Raw genomic sequence first — 25,915 nt, 5'->3', positions numbered from 1 at the left:
ACAAGACGTGTCGGATGCTGGATCTTCGAAATTGCCGTCCCAGGCGCGTGTCGTCATTGTCGGCGGCGGTATCATGGGCTGTGGTCTTGCCTATCATCTGGCCCATGAAGGCTGGTCCGATGTGGTGCTTCTGGAAAAGGCGGAGCTGACCTCCGGATCGACCTGGCACGCAGCAGGACAGATCACCCATTCCACGTCCAGCTTCGGGCTCGGCAAATGTGTTGGCTACAACATCGATCTTTATGCCGGGGCGCTGGAAGAAGAGACCGGCCAGTCGGTGACCTGGCATGGCTGCGGCTCGTTCCGCCTTGCCTATACGGAAGACGAAATGGACTGGCTGCGCCATACGATGAGTGTTGGCCGGGCACTGAAATTCCCGATGGAACTGGTCGGGCCGGACCGCATCCGCGAGCTGCATCCCTATTACAATCTCGACGGTGTTCTTGGCGCGCTGCACACGCCGGAAGACGGTCACGCGGATCCGTCCGGAGTCACCCAGGCGCTGGCTATCGGCGCGCGGCAGCTGGGCGTGAAAATCATCCGGCGCTGCCGGGCGACCGACATCAAGCAGCAGGCAAATGGCGAATGGAAAGTGTCGACCGAGCTCGGTGACATCACCTGCGAGCACGTCGTCAATGCCGGTGGCACCTATGCCCGTCAGATGGGCGAATGGAGCGGATTGCAGCTTCCAATGACGTCCATGACGCATCATTACATCGTCACGGACACGGTTCCGGAGTTCTTGGAGCTCGATAAGGAGCTGCCCGTCATCCGGGACGACAAGCTGGTCTCCGGCTACATCCGAATGGAGCAGAAATGCGGTCTGATCGGCATTTACGAGAAGGAGAACCCGAACACGGTCTGGGAGGATTTCTGTCCCTGGGAAGCCGAGAACGAACTGTTCGAGGCCGACTATGACCGGATCATGCTCTGGCTGGAAAATGCCATGGATCGGATGCCGATCTTTTCCGAGCTTGGCATCAAGCGCGAGGTTCATGGTGCCATTTCGCACCCGCCGGACGGCAATCCGCTGATCGGTCCTGCACCTGGGGTCAAGAACTATTGGTGCTGCTGCGGCACGCAGATCGGTATCGGTTGGGGACCGGGCCTCACGCGCGAACTGGCGCGATGGATGGTGCATGGAGCGGCCGATATTTCGATGCGCGAGTTCGATCCGCGCAGGTTCGGATCCTACGCGGACCAGGACTGGCAGGTGATCAAGGCCAAGGAAGATTATTGCCTCCGCCATGAAATCCCGTTCCCACATTTCAATCGCCTCGAGGGCCGTCCGATCAAGCCGAGCCCGCTCTATGAACGGCTGAAGGAAAAGGGTGCGGTTTACGAGGAAGTCTATGGACATGAACGACCGCGCTGGTTCGCCCGGAACGGTCTTGAGCAGCGCGACTATTACTCGTTCAAACGGGCCGCCTGGCACGATGTCGTCGGGGCTGAAATGAAGGCGGTGCGTGAGACGGCCGGCATCATGGACATTTCCGCCTTCACCAAGGTGGAGCTGTCCGGCCCGGACGCGGAAACCTACCTGGACCGGCTGGTTGCCAATCGTCTGCCGAAAAAAGTCGGCGGAATTGCGCTGACCCATATGCTGAACCGCCGTGGGCGGATTGAACTGGAACTGACGGTGGTGCGGCTGACCGAAGACAGGTTCTACCTGGTCTGCGCCGCCTTCTTTGAACAGCGCCTGCTGGATCATTTGGGCCAGCAGCTTGAGGGTGAGGATGTCTCGGTTCGAAACCTGTCGACCGAGTGGGGCGCTATGGCCCTGAACGGGCCGCTTGCTCGGGAAATTCTTCAACCCAACACGCCGGCGCCGCTCGACAATCAGTCCTTCCGCTGGCTGACAGCGCAGGAGATTGAGGTTGCCGGCAAGAAGCTCTGGGCGTTTCGTATGTCCTACGCCGGAGAACTCGGTTGGGAATTTCACATTCCCCGCGCAGACATGCTCGCCGTCTACGACGCGCTTTGGACAACCGGTGAACCGCTCGGCCTGACGGATTACGGCTCCTTTGCCATGAATGCCCTTCGCCTTGAAAAGGGCTTCAAGGGGGCAGGCGAACTGACCAATGAAGTCACGTTGCCGGAAGCCGACGTGATGCGCTTCGTCAAGCTGGACAAGCCGGCCTTCCTTGGCAGGGACGCGACGATGGAAAGTGCGGAGGCTGACCGTCTGCCCTGGGTCTGCGTCTATCTGGAAATCGAGCCGGACGGTGTCGAGGACGGGCATGGCGGTGAGGCGGTCCTCTTGAACGGAGAAGCCGTTGGGGCGACCAGCTCGGTCGCCTATGGTCACACGGTCGGAAAGATCCTTGCCTTTGCCTATGTCAAACCGGAGGCGGCGGCGCCCGGACAGGAGCTGGAGGTCGTGATCATGAACACGCCGCGCAAGGCCCGTGTTCTGGCCGATCCGGCCTATGATCCGGACAGCATCCTGCCGCGCACGGACGCCCGGGTGGAGGCGGCTGCGGAATGACCAGCGTGCCCAAAACCATGAAAGCGATCGTGCTGGAAGGGCATGGCGGTCTTGAGCAGCTCGTCTGGCACGAGGACTGGCCGGTGCCGGAGCCGGGGCCCGGCGAGGTGTTGATCAAGGTCGGGGCTTGCGGGCTCAACAACACCGACGTGAACACCCGGTCCGGCTGGTATTCCAAGACCGTCTCGGATGCGACCACCGGGGGCGCTTATGACGAGGTCGACGAGAGCGATCCGACATGGGGCGGGCGGCCGATCACCTTTCCGCGCATTCAGGGGGCCGATACGGTCGGCACCGTGGTCGCGCTCGGCGATGGGGCGCCGGTCGAGCTGATGGGCCAGCGTGTCATGGTCGATTGCTGGCTGCGCGACTGGTCCGAGCCCTACAATCGCGACAAGACCGGCTATTTCGGCTCGGAATGTGATGGCGGTTACGCTGAATACACCAAGGTCGACGCGCGCAATGTTGCCGTTGTCACCTCCTCGTTCAGCGATGCGGAACTGGCCACCTTTTCTTGTTCCTACACCACGGCGGAAGGCATGCTCGGCCGCGCGGAAGTCGGTTCGGGAGACACGGTGCTTGTCACGGGGGCTTCCGGCGGTGTCGGCTCGGCGCTCGTCCAGCTGGCTAAGCGGCGCGGCGCGACGGTCGTCGCTTTGGCATCGCCTGCCAAACATGCCGATGTGACAGCGCTTGGCGCGGATGTCGTTCTGGATCGGGCTCCGCAGAACCTGAAAGCGGAGCTCAAGAGAGCCACTGGCAAGGACACTGTTTCGGTCGTCGCAGATATTGTCGGCGGGACTTATTGGGGAATGCTGATCGATGCTCTGGAGCGGGGAGGGCGCTATACCTGTTCCGGGGCCATCGCCGGTCCCATCGTCGAGTTCGATCTTCGCACCTTCTATTTGCGGGATCTGACTTTTACCGGCTCGACCGTGATCACGCCGAACGTGTTCGGTGACCTGGTCGGCTATATCGAACGCAGTGAAATCCGGCCTGTCCTGGCGGCGACCTATCCCCTGAAGGATTTCCACGCCGCGCAGACTGCCTTTATCGAGAAAAAACACACGGGCAACATCGTGGTGGTTCCATGAAGATCACCCGCATCCGCATCTTCAAGACGGATTTGCCCTATGTGGATGGCTCTTATGGCTGGGGCGCCGGCAATGCGATCACCACCGCAAGAGCCTCGGTTGTCGTGATCGATACGGATGCGGGACTTTCCGGCTATGGCGAATTCACGCCCTGCGGCGAAAACTACATGGTTGCCCATTCCGAAGGCGTGGAGGCTTTGGCCCGATTGGTGGCGCCTGCCCTGATCGGAGAAGATCCGCGCCAGGTTGCCCGTATCGAGCAGCTTCTGGACCACCTGGTACAGGGCCACGGCTACGCAAAAGCGCCGTTCGATGCTGCCTGCTGGGACATTGCCGGCAAGGCGATGAACGCGCCCGTGTGGATGTTGCTCGGGGGCAAGCTGACAGACGGTGCTCCCATGTACCGCGTCGCGCCGCACCGGAGCCGGGACGAGACCGTTGCCGAACTGGAACGGCACAGGGCCGCCGGCTACCGCCAGTTCCAGATCAAGGTTGGAGCAGACTGGGCCGAGGATATTGAGCGCATCCGGGCGGTCGTGCCTTTGTTGCAGCCCGGCGAGAAAGCAATGGCCGACGCCAATCAGGGCTGGCTGGCCGATAATGCATTGCGGGTTGCGCGAGCGACACGCGATCTCGATTTCGTCTTCGAACAGCCGTGCCGAACCTATGAAGAATGCCAGCAGGTACGCCGGCGGATCGACCTGCCGATGAAGCTCGACGAATGTGTCACCGGCATGCCGGCTGCCCAGCAGATCGTAGCCGACCGGGGAGCAGACCTTGTCTGTTTGAAGATTTCCAATCTCGGCGGCCTTTCAAAAGCGCGCCGGGTGCGGGACTTTTTTGTCGACAACCGCATGCCGGTCGTCGCCGAAGACACCTGGGGGGGAGAGATCGCGACCGCGACCCTGGCGCATTTTGCCGCCTCGACACCGGAAGAGTTTCTGCAGAACACGACGGATCTTTGCAATTACAACACGCGGTCAACCGGCACACCGGCTCCCGCAACACACGGCGGCAGGCTTTACGCGTCCGATTTGCCTGGGCTTGGGGTCGAGCCTGACTTTAACAGCCTGAGCGCACCGGTTGCCACATACGGAGAAGCAGCATGAAGATCACGCGCATCTCCGTCTGGGCTGTGATGCTGCCTTTGTCAAAACCCTATTGGCTGTCCGGCGGGCGGCTGAAATTCGAGGCTATCGACAGTACGTTTGTGCGCGTCGACACAGATGAAGGCCTGTCAGGCTGGGGGGAAGGCTGTCCCTGGGGGCACACCTACCTGCCGGCCCACGGACCCGGTCTCCGAGCCGCTCTCGAACTTCTGGCACCCGCCCTGATCGGCAAGGATCCGCGCGCGCTCGATGCCATCAACAGGCTCATGGATGTGACGCTGCCCGGGCATCCTTATGCCAAGTCCCCGCTTGATGTTGCCTGCTGGGATCTGCTCGGCAAGGCGAGCTCTCAGCCGCTCTGGCGGTTTTTCGGGACGGATGAACCTGCGCCGATTGCCGTCAACTCATCGATCTCGACCGGTACGCCAGACGAGATGATTGCGGATATCAGAACCGCAAGCGAGAAAGGGTATCGGACCCATTCCGCCAAGATCGGTGGCAGCGATTTTGCCGCCGATATCGAACGGATCGAGGCGATTTCCGCGGCGCTTCCAAAAAGTGAACAGGTGACGTTCGACGTCAACAGGGCCTGGACACCGGGTGTCGCCCTGCAGGTTCTGAACGCGGTCAAGGCGCGAGACTGGATCGAGCAACCCTGTGAGACCCTGGATCAGAGCGCAGCCGTTTCGGCCAAAGTGCCGCAACCAATCATGCTGGACGAATGCCTTCATTCCTTTCAGGACCACCTGGACGCCTGGCGGCTTGGTGCGTGCCAGGGGGTGAAGGTCAAGCCGAACCGTGTCGGCGGCCTGACAAAGGCCCGGCAGATCCGCGACTTTGGCCTTTCGGTCGGCTGGCAGATGCACATCGAGGATACCGGCGGCAGCGCCTTCGCCGATACGGCAACGTTGCATCTGGCCGCATCGACCCCGGAAGCCAACCGACTGGCGAGCTGGCTCTGCCACGCGCATCTGGCAGAGGACCCAGTGCCCGGACAGGGCGGTCGGAACCAGAACGGATTGGTGCATCTGAATGAACAACCGGGTGTCGGGATCGATCCCGATCCGGCACTCCTTGGAGACCCTGTTGCTGTTTATGGAGGCAAGCAGTGACCAACTTTCCGGATTTCCGCATTTCGGGCCTGACGCTCTGGCGCGTGCCGCTGACCAGTCATGAGACCTATTACATGGCGTCGGGCAAAACCTGTGCGACGGTCGACAGTATGGTGCTTCGGATCGAAACGGATCAGGGCATCTCCGGGTGGGGGGAGGTTTGCCCGATCCCGCATTATCTGCCGGCCTATGCGAGCGGAGTTGCGCCTGCGCTGGAAGAGCTGGCACCTGTCCTGATCGGTGCAAATCCGGTTGGTGTGGAAGCGCTGATGATTGCCTGCCGGTCGCATCTGCTGGGACACACTTACGCCCAGTCCGCCATCGACATTGCGCTCTGGGACCTGACGGGCAAGGCCTGCGGGGTGCCGGTCTACACGTTGCTGGGTGGACGCCAATGCGAGGACTTGCCGCTTTATCACTCCATCACCTGCATTGCGCCGGAGGAAATGGCGCGCATTGCCAAGGAAGCCATGGCCACCGGCATGCGCCAGATCCAAGTGAAGCTCGGCGCGGACGACAATTGGGAGGCGGATGTCGCCCGCTTGCGTCTGGTGCGCGAAGCCGTTGGTGTCGGCCCCCTGGTCTACGGCGACTGGAATTGCGGCGCGACCCGACTGGACGCCACCAGGGTCGGCCGGGCGGTTGCCGATCTCGACATCATGCTGGAGCAGCCCTGCGCGACGCTTGAAGAATGCGCCGCCGTTCGCAGCGCCACCAACCTGCCGATGAAGCTCGATGAAAACGCCCATGACACGGCAACGCTTTTGAAAGCCTATGAACTTGGCTGCATGGATGCCGTGGCGCTGAAACTCAGCAAGTTCGGCGGCATTTCGGAGCTGCGCCGGGCGCGGGACCTTTGTCTCTATTTCGGTGCCAAGATGTGTGTCGAGGACACCTGGGGCTCGGATGTCGCCACGGCCGCTGCGCTTCATGTGGCCGCGGCCACACCGCCCAAATCCATCATGAACGTTTGTGATTTGTCCGGTTATGTCAGCCCGCGTATTGATGCGGACGCACCTGTTCGTTCCAAGGGACGCATCACGCCGCCGGTCGGGCCGGGCCTCGGTGTCTGGCCGGACGCCGACGCGCTTGGAGCTCCCGTTCTTTCCATTGCCGCCTGAGGAGGGCGTTCCCATGAAAACCACCATCTCGCAACAGGACTGGAAAGACCGGGCAGCCCGGGTGCTGCCTGCCGCCGGGTTCGGAAATTTCGATCCGGGCTTGATCATTCGCGACGGCAAGGGATCACGCGTCTGGGACGAAGACGGCAACGAATTCATCGACTATCTGATCGGTTCCGGCCCGATGCTGGTTGGTCACGGTCATGAGGAAGTTCTTGAGGCTGTTCAGGAGCAGCTTGGCAAGGGCATGACCTTCTTCACCAACAACGCCCGCGGTATTGAGCTTGCCGAAGCGCTGGTCGAGGCGGTGCCATGCGCTGACCAGGTCCGCTACGTCTCCACCGGCGGTGAAGCCGACATGTATGCCATGCGTCTTGCGCGGGCGCATACCGGCCGGGACAAGATCCTGAAGTTTGAAGGCGGTTATCACGGCATGTCGGCCGAGGCGCTGATGAGCCTTTCTCCGAAGACCCTGGTGAACTACCCGCAGGCCGTTCCCGACACGGCCGGCACGCCGGAAAGCGTGCGCGACAACATGCTGATCGCGCCGTTCAATGATGCCGAGTTTGCGCGGCAGCTGATTGATGAACATGCGGAAGAGATCGCCTGCTTGATCGTCGAACCGTTGCAACGTCTGATCCCGCCGGAGCCCGGCTTTCTGGAGACCCTTCGCGAAGAGACGGCAAAACACGGAATTGTCCTGGTCTTCGACGAAGTTGTCACCGGGTTTCGACTGGCCTATGGTGGCGCACAGGAAGCTTATGGCGTGGTGCCGGATCTCTGCACTCTCGGCAAGGTCATCGGTGGCGGTTTCCCGCTGGCGGCGATCGCCGGCAAGAAGGAGATCATGGACCATTTCGACAGGGCGGTGGTCGGCGAGAAGGGCTTTACCTTCCAGATCGGCACACTGAGCGGCAATCCGGTGGCCAGTGTTGCCGGATTGAAGACGCTGGAAATCCTGAAACGCCCGGGTGTTTACGACACGATCAAGGGACATGGTGCGCGTCTGATGGCAGCTTTTGCCAAATCGCTCAACAATGAGGGGATTGCGCACCAGCTTGTTGGTGATCCCGTGCTGTTCGATGTTGTCTTCACCGACGCTCCGGTGAAAAACTATCGGGACGTCCTGAAGGGAGATACTGCCAAGGCGAAAGTGTTCAACCAGAGCCTCAGGGCGAGCGGTATCCTGAAACCCGACAGCAAGCTCTATGCCCATCTGGCCCTGACCGAAGCGGATCTTCAGCAAACCGAGTCGGCGCTTGAAGCCGCAGCAAAAGCTGTCGCGGCGGCCGGCTGACCGGATCGGTTTTTGAGCCAAGCCAGCGGTTGCAATTGATTGCCTGATAACCGGGGCGCCTTATCTTGAGTTTCTAGACTTTTTGTCGATGGCTCGGAGAGTGAGATGAGGTTCCCGCGTTTGTTTGCGGCGTTCTTGACCGTGCTGACCGCCATTGGTGGTCTCGGAACGGCGCGCGCGGAGGCGACAGATACGAGAACCGGGCTTGCCGCGGATGAAGCGATCGCGCTGGAAACCAAGATCGGCCAGATGATCCTGGTCGGGTTTCTGGGAAATCGTCCCGGCCATTCCGGTTTCAAGCGAGTTCTGGCCCAGATGGAAGCCGGTCAGATCGGCGGTGTGCTTTATCTCGGGCGGAACCTGAAGGACCGCGACACGGTGCGCCAAATGAATGCGGCGCTGAGTGAGGCAGCCGCAAGCAACACACCTCCCTTGATCGCGATCGATCAGGAGGGCGGGATTGTCCAGCGTTTGAAACGGCATCACGGGTTTCCGCAGACCGTCTCTGCAAAACGCATGGCCCGGCGGTCCAGCCCGGATGAAGCGCAAGTGGCCTACGGGGTGCTTGCGGAGGGACTCGCGGACTGGGGCTTTACGCTCAATCTGGGTCCGGTGGTCGATGTCGACGTCAACAGACGCAACCCCATCATCGGGCGCCTGGGACGCTCCTATTCCCGGGACCCGGGCAAGGTCGCCGAGTTTGGCGCTGCCTTTGTCGAGGCGCATCGCGGTCATCGGGTCCTGACGGCGCTGAAGCATTTCCCGGGGCACGGTTCAAGCCGGCGCGACAGTCACAAGGGCGCAGTTGATGTGTCCAGGACCTGGTCGGACAAGGAACTCATTCCGTTTCAGCAGTTGATCGATGCCGGCAAGGTCGATCTGATCATGACGGCCCATGTCATCAATCGCGGGCTGCAGGGCAAGGGCAAAAAGAGAGTGCCGGTTTCCCTGTCTGAAACCGCCTTGACCGGCACCCTGCGCGGCGACCTTGGTTTTACCGGCGTGATCATCACCGACGATCTGCAGATGGATGCGATCCGCCGGACCTACTCGCTGGAAACCGCCGTCCTGCGCGCGGTTAAGGCCGGAACGGATATCCTGCTGTTTGCCAATGACAAGCGTCCGGACCCTGAGATTCCGTCAAAGGTTGCGAAGATCCTGCTTGATGCAGCGAAAGACGATCCTCAGCTGGTTAATAAGATCAACGCTGCCTATGAGCGCATCGTGACGCTCAAGGACGGACTGGTGAAACCGGCTTTCCAGGGGCCGTCGACAGTTCAAGAAATTGAAACCTGGCTTTCAGGCAGGGCTCCGGACCCGGACAACTGCACGCTCTCCGTTGTTCAGTAAAGCCAGCGCGGCAGCCAGGTGGCGATGATCGGGAACAGCCAAAGAATTGCAACTGCTACGATCTGAAGCGCAATGAAGGGCACAACACCGCGATAGATCTGGCCCGTCGTGATCTCCTTGGGAGCCGCACCGCGCAGGTAAAACAGCGAAAATCCGAAAGGCGGGGTCAGGAAAGAGGTCTGCAGGTTGATGGCAATCAGCACCGTCAGCCAGATCGGGTCGATGCCCATCAGGATGAGCGGCGGGATCAGGACGGGCAGCAGGATCACGGAGATCTCGACAAAGTCGAGGAAGAAGCCGAGCACAAAGACAAACAGCATTGCGAAGATCAGCGCGCCTGTCGGCCCGCCCGGCATTTCATTGAGGATCGCGTGAACACGGTCCTCGCCGCCAAGCCCGACAAAGACCAGCGAAAAGAAGCTTGCCATCAAGATGGTGGCGAAAATCATGGAGGTGACGGTCAGCGTCGACATCAGCGATGCCTTGAGCAATCCGTCGCCAAAGGCGGCCTTCAGGATGCGCAACACCACACCAAGGGCAAAGAGTGCAAGGCCGGCATAGAGCGCAGCTAGCACATAGCCGCCAAAAGTCACATCCGAGCGCTGCAGCCGGACGGGCAAAAGGGACGCGGCGACGGCCAGGATGAGCAGGGCGGCGGTGGCCAGCACAATCAGCTTCGTGGAGACACCAAGACGACGCCCGGCCAGAAGGATTGCGCCGACCGCGCCGACGGAGGCCGCCTCGTTGGGAGAGGCAATGCCGCCGAGGATCGAGCCGAGAACGGCAATGATCAGCAGGATCGGCGGCACGATCGCGCCGGCGATCTCCGTGGCCGAGGGCTTGTCGACATGCTCCTTCATGGCCGGCGCGTCGCTCGGGAAGAGTGTGGCGCGGGCCAGGATATAGATGCAATAAACCGCGACCAGCAGGAGCCCGGGCACCATCGCTGCGGCGAAGGTCTGGCCGACGGAAATCGTTTCGATGGTGAATTTGCCCTGCGCATATTGGGCCTGCTGGAAAGCATTGGACATGACATCGGCAAGAATGATCAGTAGCGTCGACGGCGGGATGATCTGGCCGAGCGTGCCGGCAGTGCAGACCATGCCGGAGGCGAGCTTCGGATCGTAGCCGTTGCGCAGCATGGTCGGCAGGGCAATCAGGCCCATGGCAACGACGGTGGCACCGACAATGCCGGTCGAGGCGGCGAGCAGGGCGCCGACCAGCACGACGGAAACCCCTAGCCCCCCATTCATCTTGCCGAAGAGACGCCCCATCGTTTCCAGGAGGTCTTCTGCGATGCGGCTTTTTTCCAGGATAACGCCCATCAGGACAAACAGCGGGATGGCCGTCAGGACCGGATTGGTCAAAACGCCGAAAAAGCGCTGGCCCATGGCGCCCATGAGCTGAATGTTGAAGTCTCCGATGAGCCAGCCGAGAAGGGCAAAGGCGGTGGCCACACCGGCGATGGTGAAGGCGACCGGATAGCCGAGCAGAATGAAGGCGATCAACGCGCCGAACATGATGAGATCGAGCGGCAGGCTCATACGTCGGCGCCTTTCAGTTTCTGAAGATCGCGAATGAAGGCGGCGACGCCCTGGATCAGCAGCAGAATGCAATAGGCGGGGATCAGGGTCTTCAGAAGAAAGGAAGCCGGAATGCCGCCCACCGAGATCGGGCCTTCCAGAATGGCCCAGCTGCCGCGCACCATGGGCCAGGAAAACCAGAGCAGCACGATCAGGGCCGGCGCCAGCAGGAAAAGGTGGCCGAAGAGATCGATCCATGCCTGGGTGCGTTCATTTGCCTTGGCGTAGAAGATGTCGACGCGGACGTGGGCGTTGACCAGAAACGTGTAGCCGGCGCCGAGCATGAAGATCGCGGCGTGAAAGTAGAGCACGCCTTCATCCAGGAAGATGAAACTGTAGCCGAAGACATAGCGCAGCAGCACGATCACGAATTGCAGCAGCAGCATGCCCAGCGCCGCCCAGCACAGCGTGTTGCCTATCACCAAGTTCACGCGCTCAAGTGCGCCTGCCACCTTGTCCATGCGTGGTGTCCTGCTTCCTGTCTGCCTCTGGCGGATTGATGTCTGCCGTCTGATCCAAAAACCGACCATTTGTCATCCCGGACAGAGCGAAGCGCCGATCCGGGATCCAGTACGCCGCAGCACTTCGATCGAGGTCTCAGGTGCAAGTGGTTACTGGGTCCCCGCCTTCGCGGGGATGACAACGGAAAGCTATTGCCCCTTGAACGGTATCTTCGGACTTTCTGGCCTCACCGCGTCCTCAAAACTCACGTTCTTCGGTATTGCAGGGCTTCACCCACAACCTCATCCTGAGGAAGCGCGGAGCGCTGTTTCGAAGGACCGGCCGCTTGCACCAGACAAGGAGCCGATTCCTCGAGAGGGGCCTCAAGGCCCTCCTCAGGACGAGGTTTGCGGGTGGGCTGGATCGCCCTAGTCGTAGGAGTAGTCCATGACGCGGGCGTTCATCTGGCCGTTGTCGGCATAGGGCATGTAGTCGCGCATCAGCTTGCGGTAGGCGAGGAAGCTTTCCGTGATGCGGACGACCAGTTCGTCGTCGCTGGCCTTGAGGTCCGCGATGACCTCGCCGGCGGCATTGCCCATGGCGACGATGACCTCGTCCGGGAGTTTGCGCACCATGACGCCATGGTCGTTGACCAGCTGTGTCAGCGCCTGGGCGTGCTTGGTGTTGTACTCGGTCAGGACGTCGTTGTAGAGGCTGGCGCAGGCACGCGAGACAGCTTCCTTCAGATCGTCCGGCAGGTCATTGTAGGCTTCCAGATTGACCGCGCATTCTTCTGCGGAGGACGGCTCACCGACACCCGGCCAGTAGTAGTTCTTGGCGATCTGGTAGTAGCCAAGGGCGCTGTCGGTCCAGGGGCCGATGAACTCGCCGGCGTCGAGCGCTCCGGACTGGAGAGCCTGGAACATGGCCGGGCCGCTCATGGCCTGCACCGCCATGCCGAGCTTGGTGCACATTTCGGAAGCAAGACCTGTGGAGCGGAATTTCAGGCCCTTGAGATCGTCAACGCTGTTGATCTCGGTGCGGAACCAGCCGGCCCATTGCGGTCCGGAGTTGCCGCAGAGGAACGGCTTCAGGTTGAAGCGGGCGTAGATCTCGTCATAGAGCGCCTGGCCGCCGCCATGGATCATCCAGCCGGCCTGTTCGGGAGCCGTCAGGCCAAAGGGCTGAGAACCGAACAGAAGAATGCCCTTTGACTTGGAGCCCCAATAGGCCGGAACGGCGTGGTAAAGCTCGGCCGTGCCCTGACCGACGGCGTCAAAGACGCCGTTGCCCGGCACGATTTCACCGGCGGCAAAGAGCTTGACCTCGATGCGGCCGCCGGAGAGCGCGGTGATGCGGTCGGCCAGCATCTGGGCGGCGACGCCCGGGCCCGGCAGGTTCTTTGGCCAGGCCGTAACCATGCGCCACTGGCGCACATCCTGGGCGATGGCCGGAGCCGCCAGTGTGGAGGCCGCGACGGCAGCGGTGCCGGTGGCGCCTGCTTTCAGAAAATCACGTCTTTTCATCATATTACCCCTCAGTCACAGGTTCAGGTTGGGAGCGTCCCGTCGTGCTTTTTTATCTGCCCAGATCAACCTGCTTTCATATCTCGATATGAAAGCAGAAAGTTGAACGCATTTAAGATGCTGGGTCATCTTGTCTGTGTCCATTAGGACGCAGGATGACCCAGAATAGCCGGCAGGTTGAGCCCCTGTTCTTTCGCGCAATCGAGCGCGATGTCGTAGCCGGCGTCGGCGTGTCGCATCACGCCCGTGGCCGGATCGTTCCAGAGCACCCGTCCGATGCGTTTGTCCGCATCTTCGGTGCCGTCGCAGCAGATCACCATACCGGAATGCTGCGAAAAGCCCATGCCGACACCGCCGCCATGATGGAGCGACACCCAGGTGGCGCCCGAAGCGGTGTTGAGAAGGGCATTCAGGAGAGGCCAGTCGGAGACGGCGTCGGAACCGTCCTGCATGGCCTCGGTCTCACGGTTCGGAGACGCAACCGAGCCTGAATCGAGGTGGTCGCGGCCGATCACGATCGGTGCCTTGAGCTCGCCGTTGCGGACCATTTCGTTGAAGGCAAGGCCAAGGCGATGCCGCTGGCCGAGACCGACCCAGCAGATGCGGGCCGGAAGGCCCTGGAACGAGATCCGCTCGCGGGCCATGTCGAGCCAGTTGTGCAGGTGCTTGTCGTCCGGGATCAGTTCCTTGACCTTGGCATCGGTCTTGTAGATGTCTTCCGGATCACCGGAGAGGGCACACCACCGGAACGGCCCGATACCGCGGCAGAACAGCGGCCGGATATAGGCCGGCACAAAGCCCGGGAAGGCAAAGGCGTTTTCCAGACCCTCCTCAAGGGCCACCTGGCGAATGTTGTTGCCGTAATCGAGCGTCGGCACGCCCATGTTCCAGAAGTCGACCATGGCTGCGACATGAACTTTCATGGACGCGCGGGCAGCCTTTTCGACGGCCTTCGGGTCCGTCTCGGCCTTGGCGCGCCACTCGGCGACGGTCCAGCCCTGGGGTAGGTAACCGTTGACCGGGTCGTGGGCGGAGGTCTGGTCGGTGACGATGTCCGGCTTGACGCCGCGCTTGACGAGTTCGGCAAAAACATCTGCGGCATTTGCGATCAACGCGACGGACTTGGCTTCACCGGCCTTGGTCCAGCGTTCTATCAGCTCTAGCGCCTCGTCGAGGGAGTGGGTCTTTTCATCGACGTAACGGGTGCGCAGGCGGAAGTCGGCGCTTTTCTCGTCACACTCGACGGCAAGACAGCAGGCACCGGCCATGACGGCGGCAAGCGGTTGCGCACCACCCATGCCGCCAAGGCCACCTGTCAGGATCCAGCGACCCTTGAGATTGCCCTCATAATGCTGGCGACCGGCCTCCATGAACGTTTCATAAGTGCCCTGCACGATGCCCTGGGTGCCGATATAGATCCAGGAGCCGGCGGTCATCTGGCCGTACATGGCCAGACCTTTTTTGTCGAGCTCGTGGAAATGATCCCAGTTGGCCCAGTTGGGCACCAGGTTGGAGTTGGCGATCAGGACGCGCGGTGCGTCCTTGTGGGTGCGGAAGACACCGACGGGCTTGCCGGACTGGACCAGAAGGGTCTCGTCTTCGTCCAGGCTTTTCAGGCTGGAGACGATGCGGTCGAAATCTTCCCATGTGCGCGCTGCACGGCCGATGCCGCCGTAAACGACCAGTTCATGCGGGTTCTCGGCGACATCCGGATGCAGGTTGTTCATCAACATGCGCAAGGGGGCTTCGGTCAGCCAGGACTTGGTGTTGAGCTCGGTGCCGGTGGGCGGGAAGACGTCGCGGGCGTTGTGACGCGGATTGGTCATGATGGGCTCCCAGGTGTCTGTTCGTTATGTGCTGAGTGAAGGCGCGAGATCTGCCAGCGCGCTCAGGATGTCATTGAGGGGCACGCGCAGCTGCTTTGCCTTTTCCTCATCATAGGCAAAGGGCGTGTCCTCGGTAGCCAGATGTGTCTTTTGCGCCAGCTCCATCTGGATGGCATGGAAGCCTTCCGCGGGCCGGCCATAGTGCCGTGTGGTCCAGCCGCCCTTGAAGCGGCCGTTCAGCACGGAGGTGTATCCCTCTGCAGCTTCCGTGCGGCCTACGACGGCGGCCTCAATCTCGGGCGCGCAGGTCGTGCCGGTGTTGGTGCCGGTGTTGAAGTCGGGCAGCACGCCTTCGAACAGGAATGGCACTACCGACCGGATCGAGTGGCAGTCGTAAAGGATGGCAACGCCGTGCCGGGCACGGACCCGTTCCAGTTCAGCGCCAAGCGCCGCGTGGTAAGGAGCGTGCCAGGCAAGGCGCCGCGCTTCGATTTCGTGCGGTTCCGGTTCTGTGCCGGTGTGGTAGATGGGGCGTCCGTCGAAATCGGTGACCGGGCAAAGGGTTGTTGTGTTCTGACCCGGATAGAGCGAGACCCCTTCCGGGTCCCGGTTGGCGTCGATCACATAGCGATGGAAATTTGCTTTCACCATGGTCGCGCCGGGCAGCAGATCGGCATAGAGCCGGTCCACATGCCAGTCGGTATCGGCCAGTTTCAGGCCGGTGTTGTTGAGCCTTGCGCGAATGTCCTCAGGAACGAACGTCCCGGCATGCGGCACTCCGAGAACGATTGGCCCGTCTCCCTGAATGACCTCAACCGGTTGCATGGGCGTCTCCCAGTTCGATCATGTGGGCGGGTGAGACGACCGAGGCCAATGCGCGGGTGCGGACCAGTTCGGCGGCCCTGTCGAGGTCCGGCGCCATGTAACGGTCGGCCTCCAGCGACGGCACGGTGTCGCGCAGGCGTGCCAGCACGGATTGCAGAGACGGACTGGTCGTGAGCGGCGCCCGGTGCTCGATGCCCTCCGCGGCGCAGAGCAGTTCGACGCCGAGGATCTGGGAGAGGTTCACATTCATGCGCGCCAGGCGGCGGGCGCCATGGGCGGCCATGGAGACATGGTCTTCCTGATTGGCGCTGGTCGGTGTGGAATCGGTCGAACACGGATTGGCGAGATGCTTGTTCTCGCTCATCAGGGCGGCAGTGGTCACCTCCGCGATCATCATGCCGGAGTTGAGACCCGGGTCCTTGGCCAGGAAAGGCGGCAGGTCGAAGGAAAGCGTCGGGTCGACCATCAGGGCCACGCGGCGCTGGGCGATGGCGCCGAGTTCGGCAACCGCGAGCGCGATCTGGTCGGCCGCGAAGGCGACGGGTTCAGCGTGAAAGTTGCCGCCGGAAACAATGCGGTCTGCCTCGATCAAAACCAGCGGATTGTCGGTGGCCGCATTGGCTTCGATTTCCAGGGTGCGGGCGGCCATACGCAACAGGTCGACACAGGCGCCGGCGACCTGCGGCTGACAGCGGATGCAGTAGGGATCCTGAACGCGGGTGTCGCCCTCGCGGTGGCTCTCGCGGATCTCCGACCCATCCATGATCATGCGCATCGCGCGAGCGACCTCGATCTGGCCGCGATGGCCGCGCAATTCGTGGATTTCCGGCAGCAGCGGGGCGGTCGATCCCATGATGGCGTCGGTCGACAGGCTCGCGGTCACCAGGGTTGCTTCCGCCAGACGCCAGGCGTCGAAGAGGCCGGTCAGGGCGCAAGCGGTCGAGAACTGGGTGCCGTTGATCAGGCCAAGGCCTTCCTTGGGGCCGAGCACCACCGGCTTCAAGCCGGCCTTGGCAAGCGCCTCGCCGCCGGGCATGCGCTCGCCGCCATAGTCCGCTTCGCCTTCACCGATCAGGACGGCGGCCATATGGGCGAGCGGAGCCAGATCGCCGGAGGCGCCGACGGATCCCTTGGACGGGATCATGGGGGTGACATTGTGCTGAAGGCAGTCTTCGATCAACTTCAGCACGTCCATGCGCACACCCGAGGCCCCACGGCCGAGAGAGAGCAGTTTCAGCACCATCATCAGGCGCGTGGTGGTGCGGTCGAGCGGTTCGCCGACACCGCAGCAATGAGAGAGGATCAGGTTGCGCTGAAGGGTGGCAGTGTCTTCCGCGGCAATCTTGACACTGGCCAGTTTGCCGAAACCGGTGTTGACGCCATAGACGGCTTCGCTGCCACGGGCCGCCTCGGCCACCCGTTCAGCGGCAAGGTTGATGGCGGGTTCTGCCGACCGGTCGATGGTCACGGGCAGTTCGACCCGGTAGATGCGTTCCAGATCGGCCAGCGTGACAGAGCCTGGCGTCAGGGTGAGGGCGCTCATTCAGAGCCTCCAAAAATGCGTTTTTCAAGAGCGTTGAAGCCGATCCGGTAGGAAAGCTCCGCCGGATGCGCGATGTTCCAGACAGCCAGATCGGCGCGTTTGCCAGGTTCCAGCGTGCCCTGGTCGTCAAGCCCGAGAGCCCTGGCGGCAACACGGGTGACACCGGCAAGTGCTTCTTCCGGCGTCATCCGGAAGAGGGTGCAGCCCATGTTCATGGTCAGCAGCAAGGAGGCGAGGGGCGAAGAACCGGGATTGCAGTCTGTGGCCAGCGCGATCGGGACCTTGTGCTGGCGCAAGAGATCCATCGGGGGCAGCTGGGTTTCGCGCAGCGTATAGAACGCGCCGGGCAGCACCACGGCAACGGAACCGCTCGCAGCCATGGCGCTGACGCCGGCTTCGTCCAGATATTCCAGGTGATCGGCGGACAGTGCGCCATAGGAGGCGGCAAGGGCCGTGCCGCCGAGATTGGAAAGCTGTTCGGCGTGCAGCTTCACGGCGAGGCCAAGGTCCCTGGCCTTGTCGAAGACCCGCCTGATCTGCTCCGGCGAAAAGGCGATGCCTTCGCAGAACCCGTCGACCGCATCAATGAGCCCTTCGGAGTGGGCTGCCTCCAGTGCCGGCAGGCACACTTCGTCCAGATAGGCATCTGGCCGATCCTTGTAGTCGGGCGGAATGGCATGGGCCCCGAGAAAACTGGTCCTGACCGTGACCGGCCGTTCTTTCGCGATCCGGCGGGCAACGCGCAGCATGCGGAGTTCGGTGTCCCTGTCGAGGCCATAGCCCGACTTGATCTCGATGGCCGTGATGCCCTCGGCAATCAGTGCATCAACCCGGGTCAGGGCCGCGGCAAGCAGGTCTTCCTCGCTGGCGGCGCGGGTGGCCTTGACGGTGGAGATGATGCCGCCACCGGCTCGGGCGACTTCCTCGTATGTCGCACCCTCCAGCCGCATCTCGAATTCGCGCGCCCGGTCACCGCCGAAAACCACATGGGTGTGGCAGTCGATCAGTCCGGGTGTGACCACGCGCCCGCCGAGGTCTTCCTTCTTGCACGAGGAATAGTGAGACGGCAGGTCGGGGGTCTTGCCGATCCAGGCAATGCGGCCGCCTTCGATCACCAGTGTCCCGTCCTCGATCAAGCCATAGGGCGCCCCGGTGTCGACGAGTGTTGCCAGCCTGGCGTTGGTGAGAATGCGTTTGGACACGTCCATCTCCGGCTTGATTAGATTGCGTTATAAGATAATATGCATGCACATATTAACGTGTCAACGGAGGAAAAGCGGGCATGTCGACAGTTTCTGGCGCGACGGTTATTGCGGAAAAGGCGCTGCTGCCGGGTGGTTGGGCCAAAAATGTCGCCGTGACCCTCGGTGCCGATGGCAGGATCCTGTCCGTTGAGCGCGATGCGGCTGTGGCGGGTCAACAAACAGTCGGTATCCTGCTGCCTGCGCCGAGCAACCTGCACAGCCATGCATTTCAGCGCGCCATGGCCGGCATGAGCGAACGGCGCGGCTCCGAGCCGCGAGACAGTTTCTGGACCTGGCGCCAGATCATGTTCCGCTTTCTGGATGCCCTGTCGCCGGACGATGTCGAGGCGATCGCGGCCTTTGTGCAGATGGAGATGCTGGAAGCGGGCTATGCCGCCGTCGGCGAGTTCCACTATCTGCATCATCAGCCCGGCGGCGCGCCTTATGACAATCTGGCCGAGCTTTCGGAGAGGATCATCGCGGCGGCCTCCGACACTGGCATCGGTCTCACTCATCTGCCGGTGCATTACCAGTTTGGTGGCTGCGACAAGCGCCCGCTGGCGGCAGGGCAGATCCGCTTTGGCAATGACATCGACCGGTTCGGCAAGCTGCATGAGCTGGCGACCAGTGCGATGAAGGGGCTGCCCGAGGATGCCGTGATTGGCGTGGCACCGCACTCGCTGCGTGCTGTCGACCGGGAAGGTCTCAACAGCGCCGTTACGCTGGCTGGGTCTTCCCCCCTCCACATGCATCTGGCCGAGCAGATCCCCGAAGTGGACGAGGTCCTGGCAGCCTGGGGCAAGCGTCCCGTGGACTGGCTGCTCTCAAACCACGACGTTCAGGACAACTGGTGCCTGATCCACTGCACCCAGATGACCCCGGCCGAGACAGCGGGCCTGGCCAGGACCGGAGCCGTTGCAGGTCTTTGCCCGATCACGGAATCCAGCCTGGGCGACGGCATTTTCGATGGCGTCAATTATCTGGCGCATGGCGGGCGCTTCGGGGTCGGCTCGGATTCCAATATTCGCATCTCGTTGTCGGAAGAACTGAGAACCCTGGAATATTCGCAGCGTCTGCGGGACACCTGCCGGGCATCTGTTGCAACGAAGGAGAAGTCTACCGGACGCGTTCTCTTTGACGGTGCCGTTGCCGGGGGCGCGCAGGCCACCGGCCGTGCATCAGGGGCGATGGCCGAGGGCCATTATGCAGATCTTCTGGCGCTGGACGGGAATGCAATCGATCTGGAGGGTCGGGAGGGAGACGAGATCCTCGATGCCTGGATCTTTGCCGGTGACGATCGCATGGTCACGGATGTCTGGTCGGCGGGGCGGCATGTTGTTTCCGGCGGAAACCATGTAAAAGGCGAGGCCATCCGCGCGAAATACAGGGCGACCATGACATCGCTGCGCAATCGACTTTGACGGGACCGACGACGACTTGACGCTGACCGACACAAATTCCTGGACCGGCATTCGCGAGGAACTGCTCCGGCGGATCCATGACCGGATCTGGCAACCGGGCGAGCAGATCCCGCATGAGGCGGATCTCGCCGAGGAATTCGGCTGTGCCCGGACAACGGTCAACCGTGCGCTGCGCGATCTTGCGGACAGCGGGCTGGTGGTGCGCAAGCGCCGGGCGGGCACACGGGTCGCGCTCAACCCGCCGCAAAAGGCAACGCTCACCATTCCGATCCTGCGCGAGGAAGTGGAAGCGCTCGGGCGCAGCTATCGTCACAGCCTCCTGGAACGGGACCTGCGACCTCTGCCGCCTGTCTTGCATGGGGCGTTTCAGGTATCGCTCGGCGACGATGTCCTGTTTCTGAAAACGCTGCATTTCGCCGACGACCGGCCCTATGCCTTTGAAGAGCGCTACATCAATCTGGAAGCCGCGCCGGCGGCGCGCGACAGGCAGTTTGAAACCGTCAGCGCCAACGAGTGGCTGGTCCACAACGCCCCTTACAGCCACGGCGACATTTCCTTCTTCGCCATGAGTGCCGACAAGACGCTGGCCGCCAAGCTGGACACCACCAAGGGCACGGCGCTCTTCGCCATGGAGCGCATCACCTGGTCCGGGGACATGCCGATCACCCATGTGCGCCTGATCTTCGCCCCCGGGTACCGGATGCGGACGGAAATCTGAGGGGCTGAACGCACGCCCCTGGCAAGCGGCACGCCAGCTTTTTTCCCGGAAACGACGTTTGGCGCGATTGTTCAAGAATTGTTCCTCCAGGCACCCAATTTACGCGGTGCTATCTGTAGCTGGAGCGATCAATGAATATCATTCTCAATGGCCGAAAGGTCGAGATTCCGCCCTCCTGGACGGAAGACACGCTGCTTTTTGTGCTGCGCGAACATTTTGGGCTGGTCGGCGCGAAATTCGGGTGCGGCGTCGGTCTTTGCGGCGCCTGCACCGTCACTGTGGACGGGGACACCGTTCGCTCCTGCGTGACGCCGGTTAGCGCACTGGAAGGCGCGGAGGTGCGCACCATTGAAGGCCTGGCAGACGGTGACCGGCTGCATCCCGTGCAGGAAGCCTGGCTGGACCAGGCGGTGCCACAATGCGGGTATTGCCAGGCCGGGCAGATCATGTCGGCGGTGGCCTTGCTGGAGCAAACCCCGGCGCCGTCCCCGGAGGAGATCGATACGGCGATGGAGGGCAATCTCTGCCGTTGTGGCACCTATGCCCGCATCCGCGCGGCGATTGAAATCGTGGCAGCGCGCACATGATGAACCGTCGAACCTTCCTGAAAGCGAGCGCCGCAGGCCTTGTGGCGCTGATCGGTGGCGGTGCCGCCCTTTATTCTCAGGTGCCGGTTATTCCGAAACGGCCGAACCCCGATCTTGAGGATGCCGCGGGTTGGATCTCCTATCACGACGGGCTTTACAGGCTTGTGCTGCCCAGGATCGAGATGGGCCAGAACATTGCCACGGCGATGAAGCAGATCGCCTGCACGGAACTGGGCACGCCCTGGGAGGATGTCGTGCTGGAGCTGCATGATACGGCCCGTCCCGGCCTGAAACCGACTGTCGGCAGCGAGTCGGTGCAGCTCTTCAGCGAGCCGCTGGCCCAGGCCTGTGCCGCCCTGCGGGAGGCCATCAAGAACGGCCGGCTGGTTGGTGAAGTGGTGGTTGAAGCGCGGCCAAGAGACCAGCTTCGTATTACCCGGGCCAGGGGGCTGATCGGCGCCCGTCCGGAGGTGGAGCAGGGGCGTGCCATCGTCACCGGCTGTCCGCTATATGCCGCCGACATGTCTCGGCCTGGTCAGCTTTACGGCCGCGTCTTGCGGGCGCCCGCCTCCATGGAAATCGCCTCTCGGCCACTTCGCTGGAACAGCGCTGCCGCCGAAGACATTCCCGGATTTGTCCGGATTGTCGAAGAGGTAGGCCCGCCCGTCGGCCAGTCTCAGGGCCTCGGCATTCTGGCAAGCCGGCCCGGAGCGCTTGATCTCATTGCCGAGGCACTTGATGTGGAATGGGAAATAGACGGCCCGCATGACCGGGCTGACATTCAGGGGGCGCTTGATGTCGACCAACATCTTGCAAAAGGAGACCTGCCCCATCTGGCAATGGCGGGAGAGCCGGATACCGGTGCTTTTGATGTTGATCTGCGCATCGAGATCCCGCTTGCAGCCCATGCGGCGATTGAACCGCGCGCGGCCGTCGCCGAGTGGGACGGCGAGGCATTGACCCTTTGGGCGGGCAATCAGGACGTCTTCTACGTGCGTGATTATCTCGCCCATGCCTTCTCGCTGAAGGCCTCACAGGTTCGGGTCCAATCCTGCCGTGTCGGCGGCGCTTTTGGCGGCAAGGTTCTTTGCACCGTTGAGGCGGAAGCCGCCGCCCTGGCCCTTGCGGCAAAGAAGCCGGTCAAGGTGCAATGGACGCGCGCACAGGAATTTGCCCTTAGCTTCCATCGCCCGCCATCTTCTCACCGGGTGCAGGTGCGACTGGCCGGGGACCGGGTCACCGACTGGTCGCATAATCAGGTGTCTTCGCACATCATGTTCACCTCGGCGGCGCTGCCCGCCTGGATGCAGCGCGGCACGGACTTCATCGTCGGAGACGGCGGGGTCGAACGGGGCATGGTCGTCCCCTACCAACTGGGCCGGGCACGCGCGGACTATCAGGCGGTGCGTCTGCCGGTGCACACGGGGCCCTGGCGCGGTCTGGGCGCGGGCACCAACGGGCTTGCAACGGAAAGTGCGATCGATGAAGCCGCCCGCAGGGCGGGTGCCGATCCTCTGGCCTTCCGTCTGGCACATATTGACGATCCCCGGCTGGCAGGCGTGCTCCGGGATGTCGGCGCGCAGTCGCAATGGGACGGGAGCGACCAGTCCTTTACGCGTGGCGACAGGCGTGTCGGGCGCGGTGTGGCCTGCGGCATCTACAAGGGTGTTTCCTACGCGGCGACGGTTGCCGAGGTCGAGGTCTTGCCGGACGGGGCCGTGCGTGTGACCCGTCTCTGGTGCAGCCATGACTGCGGCCTTGTCATCAATCCGGATCAGGTCAGGGCGCAATGCGAGGGCAACCTCGTCTGGAGCCTTGGCATGGTGCTCTTTGATGCCCTGCCTGTGGAGGAAGGGCGGGTCACCGCCGAAACCTTCTTGGATGCGCCGATCCCTAGGATTTCCGACATGCCGGAGGTCTCGGTTCGCCTTCTTCACACGGATGCGCCACCGACCGGCGCCGGAGAAACGGTCATCGTCTCCGGGCCGGGCGCGATCGCCAATGCCGTGCGGGCGGCGACGGGCCTTCGTCCGGTCCGGTTTCCGCTTGTGCCTGAAACCTTCTCAGCAGAATCCGCCTCTGCCGCATCCGTGGAGCCGTCATGACCAAGGCCACCCATTTCGCGGCCGAATGGTTGCGCAATCCGAAACGCGTGGGGGCGATTGCCCCGTCGGGTGCGGATCTCGCCAGGGCGATCACCACCGGCTTGAGCCATGACAGCGGGCCGGTCGTTGAACTGGGCCCGGGCACGGGGTCCTTTACCGACAGGATCCTGGCCCGCGGCGTGCCCGCCTGCCGACTAGCGGCCGTCGAAGCCGGCGCCGGTTTTGCCGGCCTGCTGGCGAAGCGGCATCCGGAGATCGCGCTTGCCCATGGCGATGCGGCGCGCGTGCGCACTCTCGTGCCCTTCACCTCCGGAAGCGTTGAGACCGTGATTTGCGGCCTTCCCCTCCTATCGATGCCGCTTGCGCAGGTCTTTCGCATCATGCGTGGCAGTTTCGACCTGCTCGGGGAGGACGGAGAATTTCGTCTGTTTACATATGGCCCGAAATGTCCCCTTCCGTTCAGGATCAAACAGCGCCTAGGATTGCGCTCTGACCGGCAGAGTTTCGTGCCACTAAATATGCCCCCGGCGACCGTCTACACGTTGCGCAGGAAAGGACCACCTTAAGTGCCCTTGAAGCAGGAGGAGGATTTTGCGTCGGCGGTGATGATGCGCCTGATTGCGACGGGGATGGAAAAGCAGGGACTGATCTCTCCCGTTGACGCCGTGCGTGGTGCGCGCGTGGCCCGCGGGGTGAAACGGTCGGCATTGAAGCAGGTGGCCGAACAACATGGTCTTCTCACCATCCTGCGGCTCGCCGACGCCGTCTATGACATGCCGCCCGAGCCGGTGGCCGTCGCCCTGACAAAGGCGGCGGGACTGGAGGATTTTCTCGAACGCTGGCGCCGTGTTGAAAGCTTCAGCCACGCCAGCAACCGGCTGCGCGCGGAACCATTTGGGGAAACCGGCTTTCGCCTGCACCATGTCAGCAAGATCGCTTCTTCCCCTCCCTTGCTGGTCGAGAGTCTCCTGGTGATCGCTGTTGTCACCGTGCTGGCAGAGATTGCCAGCGAACAGACGTTACGTCTTGAGACCGATAAAGGGCAGGTCTTGCGGGAGGCCTCCAGATGGCGGGCCTTCGACACGCTCGACTGGTCGGGAAAGGTTCTCCTCATTCAGACCCGGCAGCAGATCCGGGACCTGCCCGTTCCAGGTTCGGGGACTGCCGATGTCGCGGAAACGCTCAAGACCATTGTGTCCCAGGATCTGGTGAGACGCTGGTCCGTTCAATCGCTTGCCGACACGATCGGAACCTCCAAACGCAGCTTGCAACGCCGCCTGACCGAGAAGGGGCTGAGTGTCTCGCGCCTGATTATGGAGGTCCGGCTTGAGGCGGCAGCGGCCTTTCTCTGTAATGCCGAAGGTCCCGGCCTTGGCGCCATCGGCTTTCTGACAGGCTTTGCCGACCAGGCCCATTTCTCGCGCTCTTTCAATGAGCATGTGGGCATCCCGCCGCAAGATTACAGAAAGCGGTTCGGTCGCTAAGAGCGAGAGCGTCGCAAGCGCACTAAAATCAAGGCAAAGGTTCTGCCGTCAAATAGAGGGACGGGGCGGCTGACCTTTGCCCGGAACTGCCGGGCGTGCAGATTACTTTTGAATCAAACCGGCAGCATAAGCGATGGCGCGCTGGTAATTGCCGCTGTCGTTCCAGGTCGACAGGACACGGAAATTGGCCGAGCCTTCGCCGAACGGCCGTCCGGACCGCCATCCGTTGCGGCGCAGCATGTTGGCGGCTGTCGCCAGCGCGTCGGCTGCATTGTTGGGGTCGGCGCGGCCATCACCATTGCCATCTACCGCGAAGCGCACCCAGTTGCCGGCCAGAAACTGCATGTGGCCCAGTTCGCCCGAAGGGCCGCCGCGGCTGTTGCCGGTCAGAAGACCGCGATCGACAAGCTGCAGGGCCGCGATCGCATCGTCTTCAAAGCGCGGAGACCGACGACAGTAGGAGGCCAGGGTCACGGCGCCGCTGACGACGGGTGTCTTGCCAGTGTATCCGCCCCAGCCGGTTTCATATCCCCAGATGGCAACGAGGATGGACCCCGGCACGCCGTAGCGCTTTTCAATGGACCTGAACAATCTGGCATTCTGGTTCAGCCTGCGTTTGGCGCCGCTGACAAAGGAGTTGACGCTCGAAAACCGGCTCTTGAGGAACTGTTCCGGACTGCGGTAACGCATGCTGGATTGTGAGGCCGGGTTCGATTCAAACCGCCAGGTGATACCTGAAAGCCGCGCCTGCTGCAGCGCATTCAGACCGCGCTTCCCAACACCGGCCCTTGCGGCCTGTTGCGCCAGTTGCTGCTTGTAGGCTCCAAACTGCCCCTTGCTTGTGATGCAAGTCGCGGCAAGGGCCGGTGTCGCCACCAGCATCCCGGTAACAATCGCCAAGGTTCGAAGTGTGACCCGTGTTGGTGTCATTTCAGTCTCCGTGAATCAAGATGACCCTAGGTCAAACTGACAAACACTGGTGTGTCCTGTCCAGATCCTCATTGATAACAATTTTGGATTTCATGCGTGTGTCAGGATGTT

General features: G+C 62.2%; 21 protein-coding genes. 13 read left to right on the top strand and 8 right to left on the bottom strand.

What is annotated here, in order from left to right; all coding sequences use genetic code 11:
- Nucleotides 1-7: 7 nt before the first annotated feature.
- From CHH27_RS14530 to CHH27_RS14500, 7 genes are all read left to right on the top strand, one after another.
- The gene (locus tag CHH27_RS14530) at nt 8-2,488 is read left to right on the top strand and encodes an FAD-dependent oxidoreductase (RefSeq protein WP_094072233.1); all 2,481 of its coding nucleotides are present in this window, start codon (nt 8-10) and stop codon (nt 2,486-2,488) included.
- A complete protein-coding gene (locus CHH27_RS14525) occupies nt 2,485-3,582 on the top strand; it encodes an alcohol dehydrogenase family protein (RefSeq protein ID WP_208988223.1) in 1,098 nt (365 codons plus the stop codon). Before CHH27_RS14530 ends, CHH27_RS14525 begins: the two co-directional genes overlap by 4 nt.
- Nucleotides 3,579-4,691: a mandelate racemase/muconate lactonizing enzyme family protein gene (locus tag CHH27_RS14520; protein WP_094072232.1), complete on the top strand. Its 1,113-nt coding sequence runs from the start codon at nt 3,579-3,581 to the stop codon at nt 4,689-4,691. Before CHH27_RS14525 ends, CHH27_RS14520 begins: the two co-directional genes overlap by 4 nt.
- Entirely contained in the window at nt 4,688-5,803 is a 1,116-nt protein-coding gene (locus CHH27_RS14515) for a mandelate racemase/muconate lactonizing enzyme family protein (protein WP_094072231.1), read from the top strand. The genes CHH27_RS14520 and CHH27_RS14515 overlap by 4 nt, the downstream gene beginning before the upstream one ends.
- A complete protein-coding gene (locus CHH27_RS14510; protein WP_094072230.1) occupies nt 5,800-6,924 on the top strand; it encodes a mandelate racemase/muconate lactonizing enzyme family protein in 1,125 nt (374 codons plus the stop codon). Before CHH27_RS14515 ends, CHH27_RS14510 begins: the two co-directional genes overlap by 4 nt.
- 13 nt (nt 6,925-6,937) lie before the next feature.
- Nucleotides 6,938-8,221, top strand: a complete 1,284-nt coding sequence (locus tag CHH27_RS14505; RefSeq protein WP_094072229.1) for an aspartate aminotransferase family protein — start codon at nt 6,938-6,940, stop codon at nt 8,219-8,221.
- Nucleotides 8,222-8,326: 105 nt separating this feature from the next.
- Complete coding sequence (locus CHH27_RS14500) at nt 8,327-9,571, top strand: glycoside hydrolase family 3 protein (RefSeq protein ID WP_094072228.1); 1,245 nt, start codon at nt 8,327-8,329, stop codon at nt 9,569-9,571.
- Here the strand turns inward: CHH27_RS14500 and CHH27_RS14495 are convergent.
- From CHH27_RS14495 to hutI, 7 genes are all read right to left on the bottom strand, one after another.
- Nucleotides 9,565-11,115 (bottom strand): TRAP transporter large permease subunit, encoded by a 1,551-nt coding sequence (locus tag CHH27_RS14495; RefSeq protein ID WP_094072227.1) that lies wholly within the window; start codon nt 11,113-11,115, stop codon nt 9,565-9,567. The two genes, CHH27_RS14500 and CHH27_RS14495, sit on opposite strands and share 7 nt — an antisense overlap.
- Nucleotides 11,112-11,615, bottom strand: coding sequence for a TRAP transporter small permease subunit (locus tag CHH27_RS14490; RefSeq protein WP_094072226.1), 504 nt, complete (start codon nt 11,613-11,615; stop codon nt 11,112-11,114). Before CHH27_RS14490 ends, CHH27_RS14495 begins: the two co-directional genes overlap by 4 nt.
- 408 nt (nt 11,616-12,023) lie before the next feature.
- Nucleotides 12,024-13,121, bottom strand: a complete 1,098-nt coding sequence (locus CHH27_RS14485) for a TRAP transporter substrate-binding protein (protein WP_094074753.1) — start codon at nt 13,119-13,121, stop codon at nt 12,024-12,026.
- 143 nt (nt 13,122-13,264) lie between these two features.
- A complete protein-coding gene (hutU, locus tag CHH27_RS14480) occupies nt 13,265-14,947 on the bottom strand; it encodes a urocanate hydratase (protein WP_094072225.1) in 1,683 nt (560 codons plus the stop codon).
- Between the two features lie 24 nt (nt 14,948-14,971).
- The gene (gene hutG, locus CHH27_RS14475) at nt 14,972-15,772 is read right to left on the bottom strand and encodes an N-formylglutamate deformylase (protein WP_094072224.1); all 801 of its coding nucleotides are present in this window, start codon (nt 15,770-15,772) and stop codon (nt 14,972-14,974) included.
- The gene (gene hutH / locus CHH27_RS14470) at nt 15,759-17,315 is read right to left on the bottom strand and encodes a histidine ammonia-lyase (RefSeq protein WP_094072223.1); all 1,557 of its coding nucleotides are present in this window, start codon (nt 17,313-17,315) and stop codon (nt 15,759-15,761) included. Before hutH ends, hutG begins: the two co-directional genes overlap by 14 nt.
- Nucleotides 17,312-18,523 carry an imidazolonepropionase gene (hutI, locus tag CHH27_RS14465; RefSeq protein WP_094072222.1) on the bottom strand — a complete coding sequence of 404 codons (1,212 nt, stop codon included), beginning with the start codon at nt 18,521-18,523 and terminating at the stop codon, nt 17,312-17,314. The genes hutH and hutI overlap by 4 nt, the downstream gene beginning before the upstream one ends.
- Nucleotides 18,524-18,597: 74 nt before the next feature.
- Here hutI and CHH27_RS14460 point away from each other — a divergent pair, with 74 nt between their 5' ends.
- The 6 genes from CHH27_RS14460 to CHH27_RS14435 all read left to right on the top strand — a co-directional run bounded on the left by CHH27_RS14460 (nt 18,598) and on the right by CHH27_RS14435 (nt 24,874).
- The gene (locus tag CHH27_RS14460) at nt 18,598-19,980 is read left to right on the top strand and encodes a formimidoylglutamate deiminase (protein ID WP_094072221.1); all 1,383 of its coding nucleotides are present in this window, start codon (nt 18,598-18,600) and stop codon (nt 19,978-19,980) included.
- Nucleotides 19,981-19,996: 16 nt separating this feature from the next.
- Nucleotides 19,997-20,698 (top strand): GntR family transcriptional regulator, encoded by a 702-nt coding sequence (locus tag CHH27_RS14455; RefSeq protein WP_094072220.1) that lies wholly within the window; start codon nt 19,997-19,999, stop codon nt 20,696-20,698.
- A 131-nt stretch (nt 20,699-20,829) separates the two neighbouring features.
- Nucleotides 20,830-21,285 carry a (2Fe-2S)-binding protein gene (locus CHH27_RS14450; RefSeq protein ID WP_094072219.1) on the top strand — a complete coding sequence of 152 codons (456 nt, stop codon included), beginning with the start codon at nt 20,830-20,832 and terminating at the stop codon, nt 21,283-21,285.
- Nucleotides 21,282-23,390: a xanthine dehydrogenase family protein molybdopterin-binding subunit gene (locus tag CHH27_RS14445; protein ID WP_208988222.1), complete on the top strand. Its 2,109-nt coding sequence runs from the start codon at nt 21,282-21,284 to the stop codon at nt 23,388-23,390. The genes CHH27_RS14450 and CHH27_RS14445 overlap by 4 nt, the downstream gene beginning before the upstream one ends.
- Nucleotides 23,387-23,956: a class I SAM-dependent methyltransferase gene (locus CHH27_RS14440; protein ID WP_094072218.1), complete on the top strand. Its 570-nt coding sequence runs from the start codon at nt 23,387-23,389 to the stop codon at nt 23,954-23,956. The genes CHH27_RS14445 and CHH27_RS14440 overlap by 4 nt, the downstream gene beginning before the upstream one ends.
- Nucleotides 23,957-24,874, top strand: coding sequence for a helix-turn-helix transcriptional regulator (locus CHH27_RS14435; RefSeq protein ID WP_157738935.1), 918 nt, complete (start codon nt 23,957-23,959; stop codon nt 24,872-24,874).
- Between the two features lie 102 nt (nt 24,875-24,976).
- Here CHH27_RS14435 and CHH27_RS14430 read toward each other — a convergent pair whose 3' ends face one another.
- On the bottom strand, nt 24,977-25,804 hold the full coding sequence (locus tag CHH27_RS14430; protein WP_094072216.1) for a lytic murein transglycosylase: 828 nt from the start codon (nt 25,802-25,804) through the stop codon (nt 24,977-24,979).
- Between the last annotated feature and the right edge of the window lie 111 nt (nt 25,805-25,915).

The sequence above is a fragment of the Labrenzia sp. VG12 genome (genome assembly GCF_002237595.1).
In the GTDB taxonomy this organism is placed as follows: domain Bacteria; phylum Pseudomonadota; class Alphaproteobacteria; order Rhizobiales; family Stappiaceae; genus Roseibium.
This window is presented reverse-complemented; position numbering and strand designations above follow the sequence as displayed.

What these genes read in the sequence shown, in the direction of transcription:
- CHH27_RS14525 (WP_208988223.1), top strand. Translation starts at nt 2,485, where the DNA reads ATGACCAGCGTGCCCAAAACCATGAAAGCGATCGTGCTGGAAGGGCAT.
- CHH27_RS14520 (WP_094072232.1), top strand. Translation starts at nt 3,579, where the DNA reads ATGAAGATCACCCGCATCCGCATCTTCAAGACGGATTTGCCCTATGTG.
- CHH27_RS14515 (WP_094072231.1), top strand. Translation starts at nt 4,688, where the DNA reads ATGAAGATCACGCGCATCTCCGTCTGGGCTGTGATGCTGCCTTTGTCA.
- CHH27_RS14505 (WP_094072229.1), top strand. Translation starts at nt 6,938, where the DNA reads ATGAAAACCACCATCTCGCAACAGGACTGGAAAGACCGGGCAGCCCGG.
- CHH27_RS14500 (WP_094072228.1), top strand. Translation starts at nt 8,327, where the DNA reads ATGAGGTTCCCGCGTTTGTTTGCGGCGTTCTTGACCGTGCTGACCGCC.
- CHH27_RS14495 (WP_094072227.1), bottom strand. Translation starts at nt 11,115, where the DNA reads ATGAGCCTGCCGCTCGATCTCATCATGTTCGGCGCGTTGATCGCCTTC.
- CHH27_RS14490 (WP_094072226.1), bottom strand. Translation starts at nt 11,615, where the DNA reads ATGGACAAGGTGGCAGGCGCACTTGAGCGCGTGAACTTGGTGATAGGC.
- CHH27_RS14485 (WP_094074753.1), bottom strand. Translation starts at nt 13,121, where the DNA reads ATGAAAAGACGTGATTTTCTGAAAGCAGGCGCCACCGGCACCGCTGCC.
- hutU (WP_094072225.1), bottom strand. Translation starts at nt 14,947, where the DNA reads ATGACCAATCCGCGTCACAACGCCCGCGACGTCTTCCCGCCCACCGGC.
- hutG (WP_094072224.1), bottom strand. Translation starts at nt 15,772, where the DNA reads ATGCAACCGGTTGAGGTCATTCAGGGAGACGGGCCAATCGTTCTCGGA.
- hutH (WP_094072223.1), bottom strand. Translation starts at nt 17,315, where the DNA reads ATGAGCGCCCTCACCCTGACGCCAGGCTCTGTCACGCTGGCCGATCTG.
- hutI (WP_094072222.1), bottom strand. Translation starts at nt 18,523, where the DNA reads ATGGACGTGTCCAAACGCATTCTCACCAACGCCAGGCTGGCAACACTC.
- CHH27_RS14460 (WP_094072221.1), top strand. Translation starts at nt 18,598, where the DNA reads ATGTCGACAGTTTCTGGCGCGACGGTTATTGCGGAAAAGGCGCTGCTG.
- CHH27_RS14450 (WP_094072219.1), top strand. Translation starts at nt 20,830, where the DNA reads ATGAATATCATTCTCAATGGCCGAAAGGTCGAGATTCCGCCCTCCTGG.
- CHH27_RS14445 (WP_208988222.1), top strand. Translation starts at nt 21,282, where the DNA reads ATGATGAACCGTCGAACCTTCCTGAAAGCGAGCGCCGCAGGCCTTGTG.
- CHH27_RS14440 (WP_094072218.1), top strand. Translation starts at nt 23,387, where the DNA reads ATGACCAAGGCCACCCATTTCGCGGCCGAATGGTTGCGCAATCCGAAA.
- CHH27_RS14430 (WP_094072216.1), bottom strand. Translation starts at nt 25,804, where the DNA reads ATGACACCAACACGGGTCACACTTCGAACCTTGGCGATTGTTACCGGG.